This is a genomic window from Prevotella sp. HMSC073D09, assembly GCF_001814145.1.
Classification (GTDB): domain Bacteria; phylum Bacteroidota; class Bacteroidia; order Bacteroidales; family Bacteroidaceae; genus Prevotella; species Prevotella conceptionensis.
This window is the reverse complement of the sequence record NZ_KV815082.1, coordinates 37,964-56,677: the sequence shown is the minus strand read 5'-3', so window position 1 is coordinate 56,677 and position 18,714 is coordinate 37,964. Positions and strand designations below refer to the sequence as shown.

Genomic DNA, 18,714 nt, shown 5'->3' with positions numbered 1-18,714 from the left:
GGCATATTGCACCACATTTGGCAACAAATGGCCTAAAAACTGGTGTAAATGGCGGTCTCCTTAAATAAATATTCATCTTGCCAACATGTACAACCAGCCCCTTTTCGCATCAAGACAAACCTCCGCGAGAATCGATTTTTTGCGACAAAGGTGGGCAGTTGGTTGACGAAAAGGGCACTTTTTGTGTTAAATTTCTTGCCGAAAACTAGACAAAGGTGGCTGTGCCATGTAAGCGCACATGAGCAACAGAACAGGGAGCAAGTGTGCTTGCTACCTCTCGGTGCAAGCGGTTGCATGGTATGCAGAGCACAGCTAACGCAGGCGGCATCAGGCAAATGCAGCAGTAATCTGCCATCGACAGGCAGTTTACGGCTTGTAAAGGATGTATGGAATGCCTTCCGCCAGGTGGCCTTTTGATGCACAACTATGTTTTGACATAGCCGAATGGGACAAGATTTCAGACTTAAACGTATCTTAGTCCGGGTGTTTCGTGCATCGATGAGGGGTGCTTTTCTTGGTTTTGCATCACCAGGCAACAAGCCCCTCCCTATCTATGGACATCTTAATAGGTAAGGCCGCTTTGTGCTGAATGATGGCGGATTTGTAAAACATTAACAATGCGTTTGGCCTAAATCGTTCATCAGAAAAAAGTTTAAAGCTGTTGTAAGAGGGCTGATTGAGGGGTGGCAAAGCCTGTCGCCGTACCTGCCATAAAGCATCTTTATGGTGCATTTTGTTAGCATTTCGGCACAAAGAACATAATAATATGTAAATGTTAGGTGCTTTTGCTAGTGAAAAGTAATTTAATTTGTATTTTTGCACATTATGAAGATATTCACTGGCACTCAGATAAAGGAGCTAGACAAGTTTACGATTGAAAACGAGCCCGTGGCAAGCATCGACCTGATGGAACGTGCGGCCAAGGCCATTGTGCGCGTCTTGCGGGAAGAATGGGACAACAGAACGCCGTTCGTGGTGTTTGCTGGCCCAGGAAACAACGGCGGCGATGCGCTGGCTGTGGCCCGTTTGATGGCCGAGGCTGGCTATAAGGTGGCGGTGTTTCTCTTCAACGTTAACGGTAAACTGTCTGACGACTGCGCCACGAACAAGCAAAGGGTGATGGATTGTAAGCGCATCAAGGCCTTTACGGAGGTTGTGGTGGACTTCGACCCGCCTGAACTGACGGCCGAAACGGTGGTGATTGACGGACTTTTCGGTGCTGGACTGAACAAGACACTTACCGGCGGCTTTGCCTCTTTGGTGAAATACATCAACCAATCGCCTGCCAAGGTGGTGAGCATCGACCTGCCTTCGGGGCTGATGACCGAGGACAATACGCACAATGTGAAGTCGCACATCGTGAAAGCGAACCTCACACTGACGTTGCAACAGAAGAAGTTGGCCATGCTTTTCGAAGACAACCAGCAGTTTATAGGTCGTTTGCGCGTGCTGGACATTAGGCTTAGTCCGGAGTACATCGCACGCACAGATGCCAAATACAAGGTGTTGGAGGAGGCCGACGTGCGCAGCCGAATGCTTAAACGCGGCGATTTCGTTAATAAGGGCCTAATGGGGCATGCACTTATCGTGGCCGGAAGCTACGGCATGGCCGGAGCAGCGGTGCTGGCCGGGCGTGCTTGTATGCGTTCGGGGGTGGGAAAACTAACCATCTGCACCCCTCGACGTAACTACGACGTGATGCAAATATCTCTGCCCGAGGCCATTTTAAGTGCTGGTAAAGAAGATTATTTCTTCACCGAACCCCTCGACACCGAGCATTATGATGCCGTGGGGATGGGTCCCGGGCTGGGACAACACGAAGATACGGCCATTGCGCTTATCTCGCAGATACGACGTACGCAATGCCCGATGGTGATTGATGCCGATGCGCTGAACATACTGGCCTCGCATAAGGCGTGGATGCAACAGCTGCCACAGAACTTGATACTGACACCTCACGTTGGCGAGTTCGACAGGTTGGGCAACGGTGGGAGCGAAGGCGACTACGACCGACTGTCGAAAGCACTCGACTTGGCTCAACACCTACAAGCCTATATCTTGCTTAAAGGACACTATTCTGCGCTTTGCTTGCCCGCAGGAAAGGTGTATTTCAACCCCACGGGCAACGCCGGGATGGCCACTGCCGGCAGCGGCGATGTGCTGACGGGCATCATAACAGGACTGTTGGCGCGGGGGTATAACCGCGAAGATGCTTGCATCGTGGGGATGTACCTGCACGGACTGGCTGGCGACTTGGCTGCAAAACAACTGGGAAAAGAAAGTCTGATGGCAGGCGACATTGTGAGTTACCTGCCCCAAGCGTTCGAATTTCTGGCTTAGTTTTAAGTTTCTAGGGTAGTAAGGAGTAAAGTAGTAAGTAGTAAGTGGTCGGTAGTAAGGAGTAAGTAGTCAGTAGTAGGTAGTAAAAGTAGTAAAGGAGTAAGGAGTAGGTAGTAAAGTCGTAAAGTAGTAGGTAGAATGTTGTAAGCGGCAGGCTTTTAAGCAGTAAGTCGTTAATTGAAGGACAGTAAGGAAGTAGAAAAATAAAGGAATAAGGCCAAATGCTTGTGAACTTTTAACGCATTTAAGGCGTAGGTTCGTGGGTGTGGGCAAGGCTTAAACCAAGGGGTTTGTTGGCCTAGGCTGCGTTCCTGATAAACTAATAAACGTGTCAACAGGTCAACTGCGATACCACAATAAAGTATCTCATTCCACTCGCCCTTTGGAGAGGGGGTGATGGTGAGGCTTTTTATTATATAATAAAATCAACAATAGATATGAAACAGCTATTCGTTACCATTGCAGCCTTGGCATTTGCCGCCATTTCTGGCTTTGCACAAGGCAATGCACAAGCAGAGGGCATCCCTTATTTCTTGCCCAAAACAGGAATAAGACTAGCCGTTATGGTGGAGAAAACCACCTATACGCCAGGCGAACTGGCCATGTATGGCGAAAAATACATGAAGCTTTTGAACACGCCGATGGAGAAATCCACCGCGTATCGCGTGGTTGGCATCAACATTACCGACTTTGGCACGCCCGACTCTACCAAGCATTACGTGGCGGCTATGGACAAGAAACACAGCATTAGCGACGTAAAGTTGGCCGATAATGGCCTGTTGCTGGCTATCAACACCACGCCGCCTGAACCCAAACAGCCCAAAAACTTTGTGCCAGCACGGGCTAAACGCCAGCTTAACCCCAAGGATTTCATGAATCAAGAAATTCTTTCGGCTGGCTCGTCGGCTAAGATGGCCGAGCTGATAGCCAAGGAAATATACGACATACGCGACAGCCGAAACCAACTTTCGCGCGGACAAGCAGATGCCATGCCCAAAGATGGCGAACAGTTGCGGCTGATGCTTAACAACCTAGACCTGCAAGAACGTGCACTGCTGCAAGTGTTTGCTGGCACAACGGTTAAAGATACCACCGAAACCGTTATCAACTTCGTGCCTACAAAGGCCGTAGAACGCGAGGTGCTGTTCCGCTTTTCGCGCCATTATGGTATGGCCGATAAGGATGATTTGGGCGGAAAACCTTATTATATAAGTGTAGAAGACCTGCATTCGATACCCACTATGCAGGCGTCTATCGACCGCGGAAAGGTGAAAGACAATGCGGGCGTGTATGTAAATCTGCCTGGTAAGGTGAAAATCTCTGTGGCACAAGAGAACAACATGCGGGCCGTTATCGAACTTTACATGGCTCAGTTTGGCAAAACCGAACCGCTTAGCGGCGAACTTTTCGGTAAGAAACAGCTTACGCAGATTGTGTTTAGTCCTGTAACAGGCGCAATAGAGAGCGTAAAGACTGAAAGCGTGAAGTGATGCCAGGCAGCAAGCTTTGCGCGTAAACCTGCCGAAAACGGCTTAACAAGCTTGTGGTCGGCAAAAACAACTAACACGATATTGTGCGCATTTGTCCAATGTTTGGCTTTGTGTCTAAAACTTTGCGGCAAACGCGCACAAGCTTTTTTAAAACAAAACAACTATATGAAGAAAACAATCCTTTCTGCATGGGTATTGGCGATAGCCTTTACCTTTGCCTCGTGTACTTGCAAAAAACAAGACTGCAACAACCAAGACTCTGCCGCAGCGCAGACAACCGAGCAGACTGCTGATACGGCTAGTGCTGGTGATGGCGCCCAAACAGCCCCTGCCGAAGGGGGACAATATGCCGATTTTACGTTGCCCACGCTTGATGGTAAGCAGGTGAAACTGTCGGATGTGGTGGCTAAGAACAAGATAACGATGGTAGACTTTTGGGCTTCGTGGTGCGGACCATGTCGCATGGAGATGCCCCATGTGGTGCAAGCTTATTCTAAGTTTCGCGGAAAGGGTCTTGAAATAGTGGGCGTTTCGCTCGACGAAAAGAAAGAAGACTGGGAAAACGCCGTGAAAGATATGGGCTTGGGTTGGATTCAAGCCAGCGACCTGAAAGGTTGGGAGTGTTCTGCCGCACGTCTTTATCAGGTGCAAGGCATACCTGCATGTGTGCTTATCAACCAAAAAGGCGAGATTGTTGGCAGGGACTTGCGCGGCGACGAACTGCTGGGCCGCCTTAGCGAACTGCTGAAATAAGGTTTGAAGAAACGGTCGTAATATAAGTTACGTCTGTTGTGTAGGCCTTGCCGGTCTGCCGAAATAGGCTTAACAAAAGCGGTCGTAATACATGTGGTTGGACTGGCATGGCTTGTTTTAGCCCATGTTTTATGAGCTTTAAGCAATGAAACGAATTTGGCCAACAACGTCGGTTAAACCGATGTTGTTGGCCAAATTCGTTAATTGCACCAAGCTCTTTAAAACCTGTAAGTGGCTGTTGCCTTTATAAACAAAGGAGCACCAGGGAACGAACGTAGCTTATCGTAACCGCCAACCCAATAGGTCTTGTTCAGCAAGTTGTCGGCATTTAGTTGTAGTTGCATACTTCTCACCCGATAATACAAGGCCGCGTTCAGTATGGCATAGCCTGGATAAACGATGGTGTTGGCGCGTTTGCCCACTTGTCCGTAACGTTCGCTATTGGCATTTACGCCGATGCCGAAACCAAGATTGCGCAATGCACCATGCCGAAGGATGTATTTTGTCCATACGTTGGCGGCGTGTCGCGGCGTGTTGGGCCGTTGAGTGCCAAAGTCGCGCTCCTTATCCGTTGCCGTTTTGGTTATCTTTGCATCTGTATAAGCGTAGTTTGCCACCACACTCCAGTTCGGCAATATCTCGCCTGCAACATCAACTTCCACGCCCTTGGCCACTTCTTCGCCCACTTGCATCAGCAGGTTGGGGTTGCCAGCATCGCCGGCATTATATAAGGTGTTGTTCTTGGTGAGGTGAAAGAGTGCCGCTGTGAGGCTAAGCCTGCGGTCGAACCAATCGCTCTTGATGCCCATCTCGAGCAGCTGCGACTGCTCTGGCGAGAACGGGCCACCCGTATTCGGGTCGCTTTGGATGCTGGCAGCCTGCGGTTCGAAACCCTTAACCCACGTTCCGTACACGTTAATGGCCTTGTTGAGGGCCACAACTGCGCCAACGCGCGGTATCAGTGCGTGTTGGGTGGAGCGGCTTTCGTCGGCCAATCGCCTGTTAAGGATGTCGGTAAAGAACTCTTGCCTTAGGCCCAACAGCAGCTGAAGCCTGCCGTATTTAAGCTGTTCTTGTACGTAAATGCCGTGCGAGTATTGTCGATAGGGGTTGATGGGGTCGGTGGTAAACACGTACTTGCTGATGTCTTTCATGCCATTTCCCGTTGTGGAGTTGAGGTCGAAGTAGGGAACGTTGGTCTTTGGGTTGCCGTCGGCATCGAGAACATAATTGTTTATCTTTCGTTTGTCGAACCGTGTTGTCGTCTTTCCGTTCTTTAAAAGGTAGCCCTTGGCAGTCATCGACGATGTCCCGGCCAGCAAGTCGGTTTGGAAATAGTCCCATCCCACCAGCACTGTGTGGCGCACACGGCCCGTATTGAAGTCGATGTTCAGATAGTTGTTGAAGCTGTTGTTGCGAAAATGGCGTTTCCTTACCATCGCCTGCATCATTACGCGGCTGTTGTTCTGGGTGCTGTCGGCGTTCAGCACATAGGCGTTGGCCTGATTGTGCTCTTGCATGTCTTCGTCGTACGAAGAGTTGAGGTATGTGCTGTTGAACGAAACGTGATTGGAAAGCTTGTGAGACAGTCCGAGCGTAATGTTCACCAGCCGTTCTTTCAAGTAGTCGTTGGCCGCCGACAACGAGCGCGAGATGGGCACCGAGTAGAGGTCGCCATCGCCGAAAATACTTTGTCCGCGGTCTATCTTGCCGTTGTATTGTTGGAAGAAAACATCGACATTGAGTTGTGTGCGGCTGTTGGGAACGTACGAAAAGGACGGCGCCGCAATGAAGTTCTGCCCTCCTTGCAAGTCGCGATACGAGTCGGTGTTTTCATAACCCAGGTTTAGGCGATAGAGAAGGGTTGCTTTTCGGTCGAGCGGCCCGGTGAAATCGCTGTAAACATTAAACGTAGAGTAGCTTCCCACGGTGGTACTTACCTGCCTGCGGTTCTCAGAGAGCGGCTTTTTCGTAACCCTGTTGACTACTCCGCCGGGCGATGCGTTGCCGAAGAGCGCCGATGCAGGGCCTTTTATAACCTCAACACGCTCGATATTTGCCAGAGATTGCTGTTTCCACAGGCTTGTTTGGGCGCGCATGCCATTGATGAGGTTTCCTGAGTTGCGGTTTCCTGTGGTGCGAAAGCCGCGTATGGAGAAATCGTTGTAGAAGCTATATTGGTTAACGCCGCTGATGTTTTTTACCACGTCGTTAACCGTTGTGGCACCTTGATCTAGCACGAGTTCCTTAGTTACGTAGCCAATGGATTGTGGAACATCCTTTATGGGCGTGGCCGTTTTGGTGCCAACGAACGATAGCGTGTTCTTGTACGACCGCTCGTTGCGCCCCACCACCTCAACGCCTTGGAGCATTTCGGTGGCCTCGTTCAGCTGAACATCTTGCTTGTAGTTTTGCGAAAGGTCTACTTGTCGTTCGGCGGGTTTGCATCCAATATAATGGAAAGTAAGTGTAATGTGCGCCCCTTGTGGCGCGGAAAGCGTGTATGCGCCCTGCTCGTCGGTTATGGTACGGGTGTTGGTGCCTTTTACTTGCACGACCACGCCTATCAGTGGTTCGCCTTGCTTGCCCGTAACGTGTCCGCTAAGCTCCATCGGATGCTTTGTCTCCACGTCGTTCGCGTTGGCGTCTGTCTGGGCGTAAGCCGTTGATGCTGCACAAATAATCATTGATGCAAGCAGCAGGTGCTTGCAATGTGAGATACATATCATATTGTTGTTGTTGGTTGTTGTCCTTTTTTCGGCTGCAAAAGTAGGAACTTTGCAGATTTTTCACAATACTTATTATTAGGTAATTTGTAGGGCGGTGGACGAAGAAGAAGGACACGTGTGTGGAAAAAAGTTCGGCAGCTCTTTGCTCATTACAGGCTGTTCAGCCCATGTGTCTAGGCTTTTATGGGTTAACGAGAGGGCAAGGGGATTAGTTGACGAGGGGACAAGTTAACAAGAAGGCAAGTGGACGAGGGGATAAGTTGACGAGTTAACGGGTGGACAAGTTGGCTGGTTGACGGGTGTACAAGTTAACAAGTTGACGAGAAGATAGATTGGCGAGGGGACAAGTTGACGAGTTAACGGGTGGACAAGTAGGCTGGTTGGCGGGTGGACAAGTTAACAAGTTGACGAGAAGATAGGTTGGCAGGTTGATGATTTGGTTGGCTGAGCCGCTCTTTCGCCGGGCCGTTGGCGGCGAACCTAACGGGAAAGGCATAAAAAAGAGGCCAATAAGCAAGGTTAGCTTATTGATGGCCAGGGGCTGTTTGCACCTAGATGTGCAAGCCGTTGTCCATCTAAACCTTGTTTATTGGCCTCCTCGGTAATCTTAAAATGTTCCTTAGGGCAGGCTGATAGCCTCGCTGGGACATACACTAGCGCATGTGCCACACTCGGTGCAGGCGTCTGCATCAATCTTATAAATGTCGCCCTCAGAGATTGCTTCAACGGGGCATTCGGGCAAACAGGTGCCGCAAGCGATACAATCGTCGCTAATAACGTAAGCCATAATAATGTTCTTGTTTAAATGTTTTTGTATAATATGTTCTCTTCGTGTTGCTCAAAAGTTGCGTTTCGTGCGCCGTAGTGGCCTCAGGTACAAGCAATCTTGGTGTTGTTCCTTTGGTTTTAGCAAAAGCGTTTTCTTGTAGTTGCGCTTTTTTTATTGCGCACTATACTAACTTTTGATGATGCAAAGTTAGTAAATGTTTTGCTATATACCTACAAATAATGAGCGTTTTTTTGCTCAATACCTAAATTTTGTTGATTAAGAACAAGTGGAGAGGCGTTTTAAAGGTGAAAAGGTGAAAGGGTGAAAAGACTTATTAAAGGTGAAAAAGTGAAAGGGTGAAAGGGTGAAAAAATGGCTGCGCCTACCAGCTTGTCCACTCGTCTACTTGTTAACTTGTCACCTTGTCTGCTCGTTAACTCGTCTTCTCGTCAACTTGTTAGCTTGTCTTTTCGTCAACTCGTTAGCTTGTCTTTTTGTTAACTTGTTAACTGGTCATCTCGTTAACTTGCCTACTTGTTCACTCGTCCACCTGTCTACTTCATTCAAAATAAAACGATAGTGCAATCATTTTACTGGTTGCGCGCGATGTGGAACGAGCATAAGACACAAGATTTTTGTCGCGAAGTCGGTCGACATGCTTAGCATCCAAGCAGTCGATAAGACTGAACATAAACTTCAATTCGGGGCGAAGTTTAAAGTAAGGCAGGTAGAAATCGCAACCAATACCCACCTCGGCAAACACATCGTGGCGTTTAAATCGCAAGATGTCGGTATCACTTCCGCTGAGATTGAGCATGGGATTAATGCCTGCCACCAGGTACGGACGATGGTTGTTGAACCGTGGCGCGGCAAAAATAAGGTTGAAAGCCGTAGAGATATAGGCCGTTTTCATGTCTTGCCGGTGTATGATGGGTTGGCCGTCGGCATCCGTTTGCCCTTGATTTTTAAACACCAGATGCCTATTCCCGAAGTACATTGCAGGCACGGCGCGCAGCTGGAAGTGTCGGTTAAGGCGTAGTTCGCCCGTTACGCCCACCACGAAACCAGGGTCATAGCGGTCTTGTTCGGCGGCGATGTTGGTCTCAATAACCTGTCCGCCGTCTAACGTTAGCGTCTGTGGACCAGCGTTAAACAACTCCACATCCTGCATGTGGACACCCACTACCACACCAAAATGAAATGGGCGCAGGTCGGTGTAGGGCCTGTTCTCCACGCGCCGTTGTTGTGCCCTCGTAGTGATGGGCAACAAACACATATATATAATAAGGTATATAAGTTGTTTCATACGTTATATGTAAACGCAAAAGGTGGGCGGTTATTGTGTGGCATTTTACTTTGCGCCCTGCTCCGCGCTTACTTCTTTCCCACTGTGAGCACGATTTTGCCCACATATACGGCGTTTTTCCCGTTCTGGTCATCGGGCACGGGCTTGCCGTCGAGGTCGTTGGCATAGCGTAGTTTCTCGAAGAACGTGTGCGAATGACCACCCAAAACCAAGTCGATATGGCGCGAACCTGCTATCATCTTCTGGTCGTCGTCGCCCCCAATGCCCCAACCTAGGTGCGAAATGCAAATCACCACGTCGCATTTCATCTTCTTTTTTAGCATCGTTGCCACCTTCAATGCCGTGGCGGCAGGGTCTAGGTACTTCACCGTTTTGTACATCTTAGTGAGCACAAGCCCCTCCAACTTGGGGTCTATACCGAACACACCAATCTTTAAACCATTGCGATGGATGATGGTATATGGCTTAACTACGCCTTCGAGAGGCGTGCCGGTGAAGTCGTAGTTGGCGCAAAGGATGGGGAATTTCGCCTTTTTGAAGATGCGCGCCATGTTCTCCATGCCGAAGTCGAACTCGTGATTGCCCACCGTACTGGCGTCGCAGCCCATGCGGTTCATCAGCTCTATCTCAACATCGCCCTTAAACATGGAGTAGTAGGGCGACCCTTGCGAGAAGTCGCCGCTGTCGAAATACAGCAAGTCGGGATGCTTTTGTCGTTCTTGCTTTATCATTTCCACGCGCCTAAGAAAACCTCCGCGCCCGGCGATGGCTGTGTCGGCCAGGTGTTCGCTCAAAGGCATGATGCAGCTATGCGTGTCGTTGGTGTGTAGTATAACCAGCTGTTTCTGTGCTTGTGCTGTAAGCAAGGCCATGCAAGTTACGGCCATTAACAGGTATTTCTTCATCTTTTGTGTCGTTTATTTTGAGGTTGTGGGCTGTTCGTTTGTTGTGGTATAACCCCATTGTTTAGCGAAATTGTTCTTTTCACGTTCCAGGGTTGGATGCGGTAAAACTCATGGACTAAGCGCCTTTCGCACGCACAAGCTATTCAATTGTTATTCTTCCCTCGCGTTTTCCGCACACGGTTTTGCCCGCTTTCATTTGCTCGCGAAAGTAATCCATCATCACATAGCGCACGTTGTTTTCCTCCGATTGGGGCGCAACAAGCTGCGTTCCTTCCTTAAAGGCAGGCATGCCGTCGTTGCCTTGCACCACATAATCGTTGGTCACCACGCGATATTGCGCTTTGGGGTCGATGGGTTTGCCGTCTATGGTGGCGCGTTTCAGTTGTCGGTTCTTGTCGATAACCAGTCTCACGCTGTGGCTTACGCCTTCTCCGCCGCGTTTGGCTATCTGTTCGAACAGCCGTTGCACTTGTTCGCCGGTAAGTGTAATGAAACACACCTTGTTTTCGAAAGGAGCCACGTTGATGATGTCGCCGCGCGTAACGTCTCCTTCGACGATGGCCGCGCGCAGACCGCCAACGTTGTAAACGCCAAACTGTGGCTGCTCGCCATAGCGTTGTCCGGCCCAGACAAGAATGTCGGTCATGAGGTTGGATAATGTGCTTTCGGGCCTTCCTGCCGACATGTTACAGCCCGCGCGCCCCACAATGGGTGCCACCAAACTGTCTACTTGTTGCTTATAGGGTGCGGTGAAGGCCTGCAATTCGGCATCGTTGGCGGCATCGTAGCGTTTGTCTATCAGCACTCTGCTGCGCTCTATGCCCGTAACGGCATAGCGTGCGCCACATCCGCACAACGTAGCGGCCGTTATTAGAAGCGAAAGAAAAACTTTTCTCCTGTTCATTTCTTAGTATAATAATAGGTGATTATGATGTTAAAACCATTGTTTGAGGGTGCGTCCTTGCCCCATGTCGGCTCGTTGAAGGCCGTTGTCTGAACCGCAAAAAGGCATAGACCGCATCGCAAAGGTACGCATTTTTTGGCAAGCACGTGGTTGTGTGTCGCCATTTTCTTGTGCCTAGGTACGAAAAAAATGGTGTATTTGCCGTGGTGTGGCAAGCGAAATGGGCGCAGTGAGTGCTCTCTCGCCGATGGTGTTCGGCGATAAAACCAATGGCCAACAGCTCGCTGCTGTGCAAGGTTTTGCACCGAAACGCGAACCGTACGCCCCTAAACGCAGTTTAAACGATGGAGAACGACGCGCAGCAACAACGGGCGGATGCGCAGAAAAGCTTGTAAATGGTATGCCTTATGGTATAAAAAGTTAGAGGAAGCGGGTACGTGTCATAATGGTTAAAAAGGTTAACTGGCGCGCGATAGTGCGCAAGAAAGTCTGGCCGACAGGCTGATGCCACCACCGAGAAAAGTGGCTAACCCCTCGCTCGCAACATGGTTTAAGGCTTTTGTTAGATGCCGCAGGTGTTGCGCAGCCTGGCCAAATTGTCTGTCCAAATGGAGTGGAGGCTGTCCATTTCATCATCCCAAGCAAAGTCGGTAATGGTCAGCATGTAGTCGTTGGTGATGTGACTCTTGTCCATTCGCAGTTCAAAAAAGTTGTCGGGCCCCTCTTCGTCGTCCCAACTTACCTTGATGTATTGGTTCTTAACCTTCTCAACAATGGTGGCCGTTCGCACTTCGTGGTGGCTCCATAGTTCGCCCCACACGAAGGTTAGTCGTTCTCCCTCTTGCGTTACGCTGTCTGCCATCCATCGCGCCAGCCCCGAATCGGTGCTGATAAGGTCCCAGATGATTGCTGTCGAGTTAGATGTTAGCTCGTGCTCGATGCACAGTCTTTGCTTGTCCATAACAATACAGATAGTGGTTTGCTATTAAATATAATGTATGCTTGCCCTCCTTTTGCCCCTTGGGCCTACGTTGGAGAGGTGGCACGGGTGCCTCGCCGACCCCCTGCTTTATTTCATATCGTGTACAAAAATACCACTTTTTTACGGTATTCGCCCGAAAAAACACATTTTTTTTTGCTCGTTTCGTATTTTTATCTTACCTTTGCACCCGCAAACAAGCAAACGTTGGCGGGATAGCTCAGCTGGTTAGAGCGCATGATTCATAATCATGAGGTCCCCAGTTCAATCCTGGGTCCCGCTACAAAGCAGTCAGGCAAACGGCTAATGTCGCTTGCCTGACTTGTTTTTTTGCGGCTATGTTGTGCTGCGCAAGTTCACTTTTCGTGCCAATCATTTGGCCAAGAACGATAAAAGCAGTACCTTTGCACCGCTTTTCGGCGTAATCGCTGGCAGGAAGAAGAGTTACCTAGCTATGTTACGTTGGGCGATAAACAATTTAAATATCAAGCAAAATGGATTTGATTAAAGTTGCTGAAGAAGCATTTGCAACCGGCAAAAAGTTCCCCGAATTTAAGTCGGGAGACACGATTACTGTCGCTTACAAAATTATCGAGGGTACGAAAGAACGTATCCAGCTTTACCGCGGTGTTGTTATCCGCATCTCTGGTCACGGAGACAAGAAACGTTTCACTGTTCGTAAGATGTCGGGAACGGTGGGTGTAGAGCGTATCTTCCCCATCGAGTCGCCTAACATCGACAGCATCGAGGTGAACAAGCGTGGTAAGGTTCGTCGCGCAAAACTGTACTATCTCCGCGCACTCACGGGCAAGAAGGCTCGTATCAAGGAGAAGAGAAGCGGCGCTGTTGCTCCTCAACAATAAAAAGAACAACTAGTTATGGCAAAGGCCCGGCATGTAAATGTCGGGCTTTTGATTTTTTATGTGGGGCTGCAAACGCCGCCAATAACGTTTTTGTGGGGCTGAAAGGGTAGGGGAAAGGTGCTTTTCGGTTTACGTTATTTCATAAGAAGAGCTGTTAAAACAAGTCGGCATGCGTGCCCGTACATACGAGGTTTGGTATGTACAGTTCCTTTGTTGCACGGTTATAGTTGATTTGCTTACCGCTTAATTTGTTCGTAACATTTGTTTTGCGTATATTTGCAAGTGGGTAAACATCGTTGTGTAGTATGCAAAAAGCAGAGATAAAGCGGCAATTATTGAAGAAACTGAAGCAAGAACATTGCTTTTGGTCTTACGATTCCAGTTCTATCAACAACATCACGGACGAGTTCTTGATAGAATTGGTGCTGCTGCACCTTGACCTCAAAGACATTAACAAGCTTTTTCTGATTTACCCCTACAAGCAAATTAAGGCCTGTTGGGTTAGAAATCTCATCCCGCAAGGCAGCTATCTCTACACGCTCAACAAGTTTTTAGCTTTCTATTATTTCAATGCCAAGAGACCTGGCGCATACGTAAAGGCGATGGCGACAAGGCAATTAAATAAGATTTCGACATGAAAGGATTGGCACCGAATGTATCTAAGATATTCAGTTCTGTTTCAAAATTGGAGTGTATAAAGCCCTTTGTGTTAGTGGGTGGAACCGCCTTGTCTCTTCAATTGGGCACACGCCTAAGTGAAGACCTTGACTTTATGAGATGGAAAGCCGACAAAAACGACAGGCTAGAAATAGATTGGCCAGGAATAAAGCGCGGACTTGAAACGATTGGAAAGGTGGAACATGTAGACATTTTAGGTTTTGATCATGCGCTTTTTACTGTTGATGGCGTAAAGTTGTCTTTCTATGCTGCACCCAGAAAGAAACTCTCTGCAATGCGCGAAATCACGATTCAGAACAATTTGAAGGTGGCAGATGTTGTTTCTATTGGAGCAATGAAGATGGAAACGATGTCAAGGCGCAGTAGATTTAGAGACTATTACGACCTCTATTCGATACTTAAAGCAGGGGCGGATTTAAGAGAAATGGTTGCCATGGCCATATCGCATTCGGGTTATATGCTTAAAGAGAAAAACCTACTTGCCATTTTGAGCAATGGCGAAAGGTTTCGTAAGGAAGGCCAGTTTAAGCAGCTGGCCCCAATCTACGATGTTACTGCTGCAGATATACAAGCGTGTATAACGGAAGAAATAAAGAAGATGCGCGACAAAGGCGCGAGTACTGCAGCCGTGGGAGAGTTAGATAGCCAGACCAGTTAGGGAATGATGCGTTGCCACTTCGACAGCCGTCGCTCCCCGCTCTCCGTGGGAGAGGGGTTTGTTAAGCGGCTTTTGTTGCCCACACATGGCACCAAACGCGCACAAAAAAGCCTACACCTCGTAATTGGTTTGTCCGTCGTCGTCGCCGTGCAGCGCATCTTTGAAGGCCTTCCAGCTTTGGAAACCCACAAACAACGCCACCTTATCCAGCACTTCTGCCGAAGGTTTCTCGGCTCCCGAAAGGTGTGCCCACAGTCGTTTCAGCGATGTGGGCTGCAACATAACGTGCTGCCGAGCAAACGCCAACGCCAATTTCTCGAAGTCGGTTGCCATCGTTATGCTCTGTCCTAATTTCTTTTCTACGGCTTTCACCAATGCCATTAAATCCTGTTTCATTATCTTAATGCCATTATCGGGTTGGCATGCAGTTGCCAACCATTTCGTTTCTATCGTTGCAAAGATATAAAAAAGGTTGCAAATTATACATCATCATGAGCCTGTTTCCTCCGAAAATATTTCCGAATGTTTCGGTAGGGTGGTGCGTTGGCATACACCCCGCTGTTCATTTACTTCTCTTTCTCGCCATTTTTGCGGCCGTTGCACACCGCGTTTTTATTTTAGACAAGGTATAAATACCATCTTTTAGGTATTGCCCAAAATGGTAAGAAATTGTATTTTTGCAGCTGCAAACAAGTAATAAGGCTTGCCTTTCGTCAAACGTCTTCTGCGCGTTTTAAACTTTTCTGCCCCGCAAATGCAGGCACGAAGGCCAATCAACGCAATGCCTTAGGCGCGCACGAGGCAGCCGCAACACAAAAACATTTCATTTAAAAACAAAAGCGACATGACACAAAACATATCCCAAACGCCAAACACGAACGACGAACAAACGTTTGGCTACCGACAGGATAACGACACGTTTTTCAACGCCTTAACCATCAACATCGAGGAACCGGGTACCCTTGAAGACCTCTTCCACGCCCTTAACCCCAAAGATATGACGGGCATCCGCGTGGTGGGTCCCATCAATGCGGCCGACATCGCCTTCATGGCCAAGCTTTCGGCGGGCAACGAACTCGACAGTCTGCACAGCATCAACTTGCACGATGCCCTCATCGAACGCCTTCCCGACCATGCGTTCGAAGGCTTGGTGTTTCTCACCCACTTTTATTTCCCCACCCAACTGAAAGCCGTTGGCGACTTCGCCTTTGCCAATTGCAACGCCCTGCTAAGCATCGAGTTGCCCCAAAGCCTGGAAAGCATCGGCGAACAGGCTTTTGCCAACCTGCACTTACGCACGCTTAGCCTGCCCGCAGGCATCAAACACATCGGCGAAGGCGCATTGGCCGGCATGAAAGAGCTAACCCAACTGCACATTGCCGAGGGCAACGCACGCTACGAAGTGCGCCAAGGGCTGCTCTTCGACAAGGATACGAACACCCTGCTGCAATGTTTCAACTACCGCAAAGGCCTGGTCGACGTTCCCCAAGGCACGCAGGCCATCGGCGCATTGGCTTTTAGCAAGGCGCAAGAGGTTACGCAGGTGAACATTCCCGCATCGGTAACGCGCATCGGCCACGATGCTTTCGCCTCCACATACGGCCTTGTCCGCATAGAGGTGGCGGCCGATAACCCACGCTATTCCTCGTCGGCAGAGGGCGTCCTCTTTAATAAAGACCGCACAAAGCTTATCGCCTACCCCGCATCGCGCAGCGGAAACAGGTACGAAGTGCCTGCAACGGTGAAGAAATTGGCAGCTGGCGCGTTTCAAGAGGCGGGCGGACAAAACACGCATGCGGCCGCAAAAGATAAGGCCGAACTGCGCTTAAAGACCGTGGTTTTGCCCGAAGGACTTGAAATTATCGGCCACGAGGCCTTCCTTTTCGCCGGCGTTCAGCACGTAAACATCCCTTCAACGGTGAGGGCCATCGGCTACAACTGCTTTTATTATACCGACATCGAAGAGGCCGTGCTGCCCGAAGGCATTAGCCGACTGGAAGATTGTACCTTCTACGCTTGCTATTCGCTGCGCAAGGTGGTGCTGCCTGCCAGCCTTGAATATGTAGGGCGAGGCGTGTTCGACCTCTCCGACGGACTGAAAACCATCGAGATACATGCCACAACACCGCCTAGGTGTCACGCAGAAGCATTCGCAAACATTGGCACGAACCCCAAGCTGGAAGTGCCAAACGGCGACAAAAAGCCTTACCACGAAAACGAAACTTGGGCTTCGCTCACCGACCATAAGGCCAAAAGCCAACGAAAGGCATTTGTGAAATAAAGGCTCATAGAGGGGCTTGAACGGCAACATCGCATGCCGCTCAGGCCCCTTTCGCTTACCTTGTCATGATAACTGCATAACATATCACACCTAAATATTTACACCTTATGAGAAAATTTATACTGCAATTGTTTTGCATCGCCTGCACGTTGAACGTAATGGCGCAAAAAGGAAAGGACAGCGACAAGGATCCTTACTTTAACCAAACCACCTTGCAAGTAACCAAAGCGGGCACGTTGGAGCAGGCTTTTGCCGAGGCCAACCCCGACAAGCATCAGGGATTACGCGTTATCGGACCGCTAAACGATGCCGACATGCGTTTCATCGCCAAGCTTGCCCAGCCCAGTTTGTTGGATGATTTGCACAGCATCAACCTGCAAGAGGCACAGGTGGAGCGCATTCCGGCGCATTGGTTGCAGGGGTTTACTTACGTAACCCACGTATATTTCCCCACCACACTTAAAGAAGTGGGGGCGTATGCCTTTGCCTACACCAATTCGCTTTGCAAGGCCGACCTGCCCGAAGGCCTGAAAAGCATTGGCCAATGTGCCTTTGTAGGCACGAACATACGCCGCGTAAACCTGCCTGCATCGGTAGAAAAGATTGGCGAAGGGGCTTTTGCCCACCTTAAAAGTCTTACCGAGGTGAGCGTGCCTGCCACCAACAACAACTTCGACCTTGTGGATAGCCTGCTTATCCGCAACGCCGACAACACGCTGTTGCAGTGCTTTAAGAAAGGCACAGGCGAGGTGCAAGTGCCCGAAGTGGTTCAGCGTGTGGGTAGTTTGGCCTTTGGTGGGGCAAAATACATCAGTGCCATCACCCTTCCAAAAGCTGTAACTTTCGTTGGCGAGGATGCTTTTGCCTCCACCTACGCACTCGAAAGCATCAACGTTGCCGAAGGCAATGCACAATTTGTGTCCACAAATGGCGTGCTGTTTGATAAGGGCGCAACCCTGCTCATCTGCTATCCCACGTCTAAACGGGGCAACAAGTACACCGTTCCCGCCACTGTTAAGGAGTTGGCAACGGGCGCTTTCCAAGAGTGTGGCGGCGGCAATGCCTATAAGCTTATCAACGACAAGGCCGAAAAGAAGAAGGCCAGACTGAACGAGGTGGTGCTACCCGAAGGGCTGACAAAGATAGGCAAGTGGGCGTTTACCTTCACAGGATGCCAAGTTAACATCCCTTCAACGGTGCGCGAGATTGGCGACAGCTGCTTCTATTTCTGTAAGATAGAGGAGGCTACCATCCCCGAAGGCGTTCAGCGCATAGGCGATGGCATGTTTGCTGCCTGCTATAGGCTCGCCACCATCACGCTCCCCTCTACCATAACGTATATTGGCGAAAAGTTTGTGGCATACAACTCTTTGGAAACAACGCTCAATGTATATGCCCTTAACCCGCCCGCTTGCCACCAAGATGCCTTTGCCGACTTTTCTAGCTCTATCAATCTGCATGTGGTTAAAGGCCAAAAGAAGGCTTACGAGAAGTCGAAAGATTGGACCAGCTTTATTTTCAACGGCGTAGAAGACGACCTGAAAGCGGTGGTTACAGGCATTAATGCGCCTGCTGTGCCTGCTGCCGATGCCGTTGAGGCTGCTCGTTACGACCTACAAGGCGTGCGCATTTACGCCCCACAACGCGGCGTGAACATCATACGGATGAGCGATGGCACGACGAAGAAAGTGCTGGTGAAGTGAGATTGCGTGTTATGAGTTGGCATGGACCGTGGGGTTGATGCGCCTTTAAAGCCTTTGTTGATGGGCTTGTGCTTACTTTAAGCTTACGCGCTTGTGTGGCTTTGGGCTTGCCTGCCCTTAGCCGGGTGGGTTGGATTTAGGCAGCCCCAACCTTGGCAACCATAAAGATACCAACTTGATTGGACAAACAGCTTGTGATAGTCTGCATCTTGTCGGCGTTTGATGCGCCGTAAGCAGGCCGTCATAAGCTGTTTGTGTGTTTGTTGGGTTTAAGCGCATGGCAACGTTGCGCATTTATTGCTGAAAGTAAATGGTTTTCGAGCTCCAATCGCTGTTGGCTAATTGCTGCACCATTT

At 49.6% G+C, this 18,714-nt stretch carries 15 protein-coding genes and 1 tRNA gene; 9 read left to right on the top strand and 7 right to left on the bottom strand.

What is annotated here, in order from left to right:
* The first annotated feature begins 825 nt into the window (after positions 1-825).
* The 3 genes from HMPREF2955_RS06705 to HMPREF2955_RS06695 all read left to right on the top strand — a co-directional run bounded on the left by HMPREF2955_RS06705 (position 826) and on the right by HMPREF2955_RS06695 (position 4,583).
* Entirely contained in the window at positions 826-2,340 is a 1,515-nt protein-coding gene (locus tag HMPREF2955_RS06705; RefSeq protein ID WP_070722064.1) for a bifunctional ADP-dependent NAD(P)H-hydrate dehydratase/NAD(P)H-hydrate epimerase, read from the top strand.
* 437 nt (positions 2,341-2,777) lie between these two features.
* Positions 2,778-3,830, top strand: coding sequence for a DUF4831 family protein (locus tag HMPREF2955_RS06700; RefSeq protein ID WP_070722062.1), 1,053 nt, complete (start codon positions 2,778-2,780; stop codon positions 3,828-3,830).
* Between the two features lie 165 nt (positions 3,831-3,995).
* Positions 3,996-4,583, top strand: coding sequence for a TlpA family protein disulfide reductase (locus HMPREF2955_RS06695; protein ID WP_070722108.1), 588 nt, complete (start codon positions 3,996-3,998; stop codon positions 4,581-4,583).
* Between the two features lie 218 nt (positions 4,584-4,801).
* Here HMPREF2955_RS06695 and HMPREF2955_RS06690 read toward each other — a convergent pair whose 3' ends face one another.
* The 6 genes from HMPREF2955_RS06690 to HMPREF2955_RS06660 form a co-directional block, all read right to left on the bottom strand.
* A complete protein-coding gene (locus HMPREF2955_RS06690; protein WP_246830085.1) occupies positions 4,802-7,312 on the bottom strand; it encodes a TonB-dependent receptor in 2,511 nt (836 codons plus the stop codon).
* Between the two features lie 619 nt (positions 7,313-7,931).
* Entirely contained in the window at positions 7,932-8,099 is a 168-nt protein-coding gene (locus tag HMPREF2955_RS06685; protein WP_009231741.1) for a DUF362 domain-containing protein, read from the bottom strand.
* A gap of 541 nt (positions 8,100-8,640) precedes the next feature.
* The gene (locus tag HMPREF2955_RS06680) at positions 8,641-9,387 is read right to left on the bottom strand and encodes a type IX secretion/gliding motility protein PorT/SprT (protein ID WP_070722058.1); all 747 of its coding nucleotides are present in this window, start codon (positions 9,385-9,387) and stop codon (positions 8,641-8,643) included.
* Between the two features lie 68 nt (positions 9,388-9,455).
* Positions 9,456-10,292: a bifunctional metallophosphatase/5'-nucleotidase gene (locus HMPREF2955_RS06675; RefSeq protein WP_070722056.1), complete on the bottom strand. Its 837-nt coding sequence runs from the start codon at positions 10,290-10,292 to the stop codon at positions 9,456-9,458.
* 139 nt (positions 10,293-10,431) lie between these two features.
* Positions 10,432-11,196 carry a 5'-nucleotidase C-terminal domain-containing protein gene (locus HMPREF2955_RS06670; RefSeq protein WP_070722054.1) on the bottom strand — a complete coding sequence of 255 codons (765 nt, stop codon included), beginning with the start codon at positions 11,194-11,196 and terminating at the stop codon, positions 10,432-10,434.
* A 562-nt stretch (positions 11,197-11,758) separates the two neighbouring features.
* Entirely contained in the window at positions 11,759-12,157 is a 399-nt protein-coding gene (locus HMPREF2955_RS06660) for an START-like domain-containing protein (protein ID WP_009231746.1), read from the bottom strand.
* A gap of 227 nt (positions 12,158-12,384) precedes the next feature.
* Between HMPREF2955_RS06660 and HMPREF2955_RS06650 the strand changes: the two genes are divergently transcribed.
* The 4 genes from HMPREF2955_RS06650 to HMPREF2955_RS06630 all read left to right on the top strand — a co-directional run bounded on the left by HMPREF2955_RS06650 (position 12,385) and on the right by HMPREF2955_RS06630 (position 14,374).
* A tRNA-Met gene (locus tag HMPREF2955_RS06650) sits at positions 12,385-12,458 on the top strand.
* Between the two features lie 211 nt (positions 12,459-12,669).
* The gene (gene rplS / locus HMPREF2955_RS06640; RefSeq protein ID WP_019187423.1) at positions 12,670-13,038 is read left to right on the top strand and encodes a 50S ribosomal protein L19; all 369 of its coding nucleotides are present in this window, start codon (positions 12,670-12,672) and stop codon (positions 13,036-13,038) included.
* Positions 13,039-13,343: 305 nt separating this feature from the next.
* Positions 13,344-13,676 carry a hypothetical protein gene (locus tag HMPREF2955_RS06635; RefSeq protein WP_070722048.1) on the top strand — a complete coding sequence of 111 codons (333 nt, stop codon included), beginning with the start codon at positions 13,344-13,346 and terminating at the stop codon, positions 13,674-13,676.
* A complete protein-coding gene (locus HMPREF2955_RS06630; protein ID WP_070722046.1) occupies positions 13,673-14,374 on the top strand; it encodes a nucleotidyl transferase AbiEii/AbiGii toxin family protein in 702 nt (233 codons plus the stop codon). The genes HMPREF2955_RS06635 and HMPREF2955_RS06630 overlap by 4 nt, the downstream gene beginning before the upstream one ends.
* Before the next feature lie 111 nt (positions 14,375-14,485).
* Here HMPREF2955_RS06630 and HMPREF2955_RS06625 read toward each other — a convergent pair whose 3' ends face one another.
* Entirely contained in the window at positions 14,486-14,770 is a 285-nt protein-coding gene (locus HMPREF2955_RS06625; protein WP_070722106.1) for a hypothetical protein, read from the bottom strand.
* 448 nt (positions 14,771-15,218) lie between these two features.
* On the opposite strand from HMPREF2955_RS06625, the gene HMPREF2955_RS06620 reads away from it, so the two are divergent.
* Together HMPREF2955_RS06620 and HMPREF2955_RS06615 are read left to right on the top strand one after the other, a co-directional pair.
* Positions 15,219-16,655: a leucine-rich repeat domain-containing protein gene (locus HMPREF2955_RS06620; RefSeq protein ID WP_070722044.1), complete on the top strand. Its 1,437-nt coding sequence runs from the start codon at positions 15,219-15,221 to the stop codon at positions 16,653-16,655.
* Positions 16,656-16,762: 107 nt separating this feature from the next.
* Positions 16,763-18,358 (top strand): leucine-rich repeat domain-containing protein, encoded by a 1,596-nt coding sequence (locus HMPREF2955_RS06615; protein ID WP_070722042.1) that lies wholly within the window; start codon positions 16,763-16,765, stop codon positions 18,356-18,358.
* The last annotated feature ends 356 nt before the right edge of the window (positions 18,359-18,714 follow it).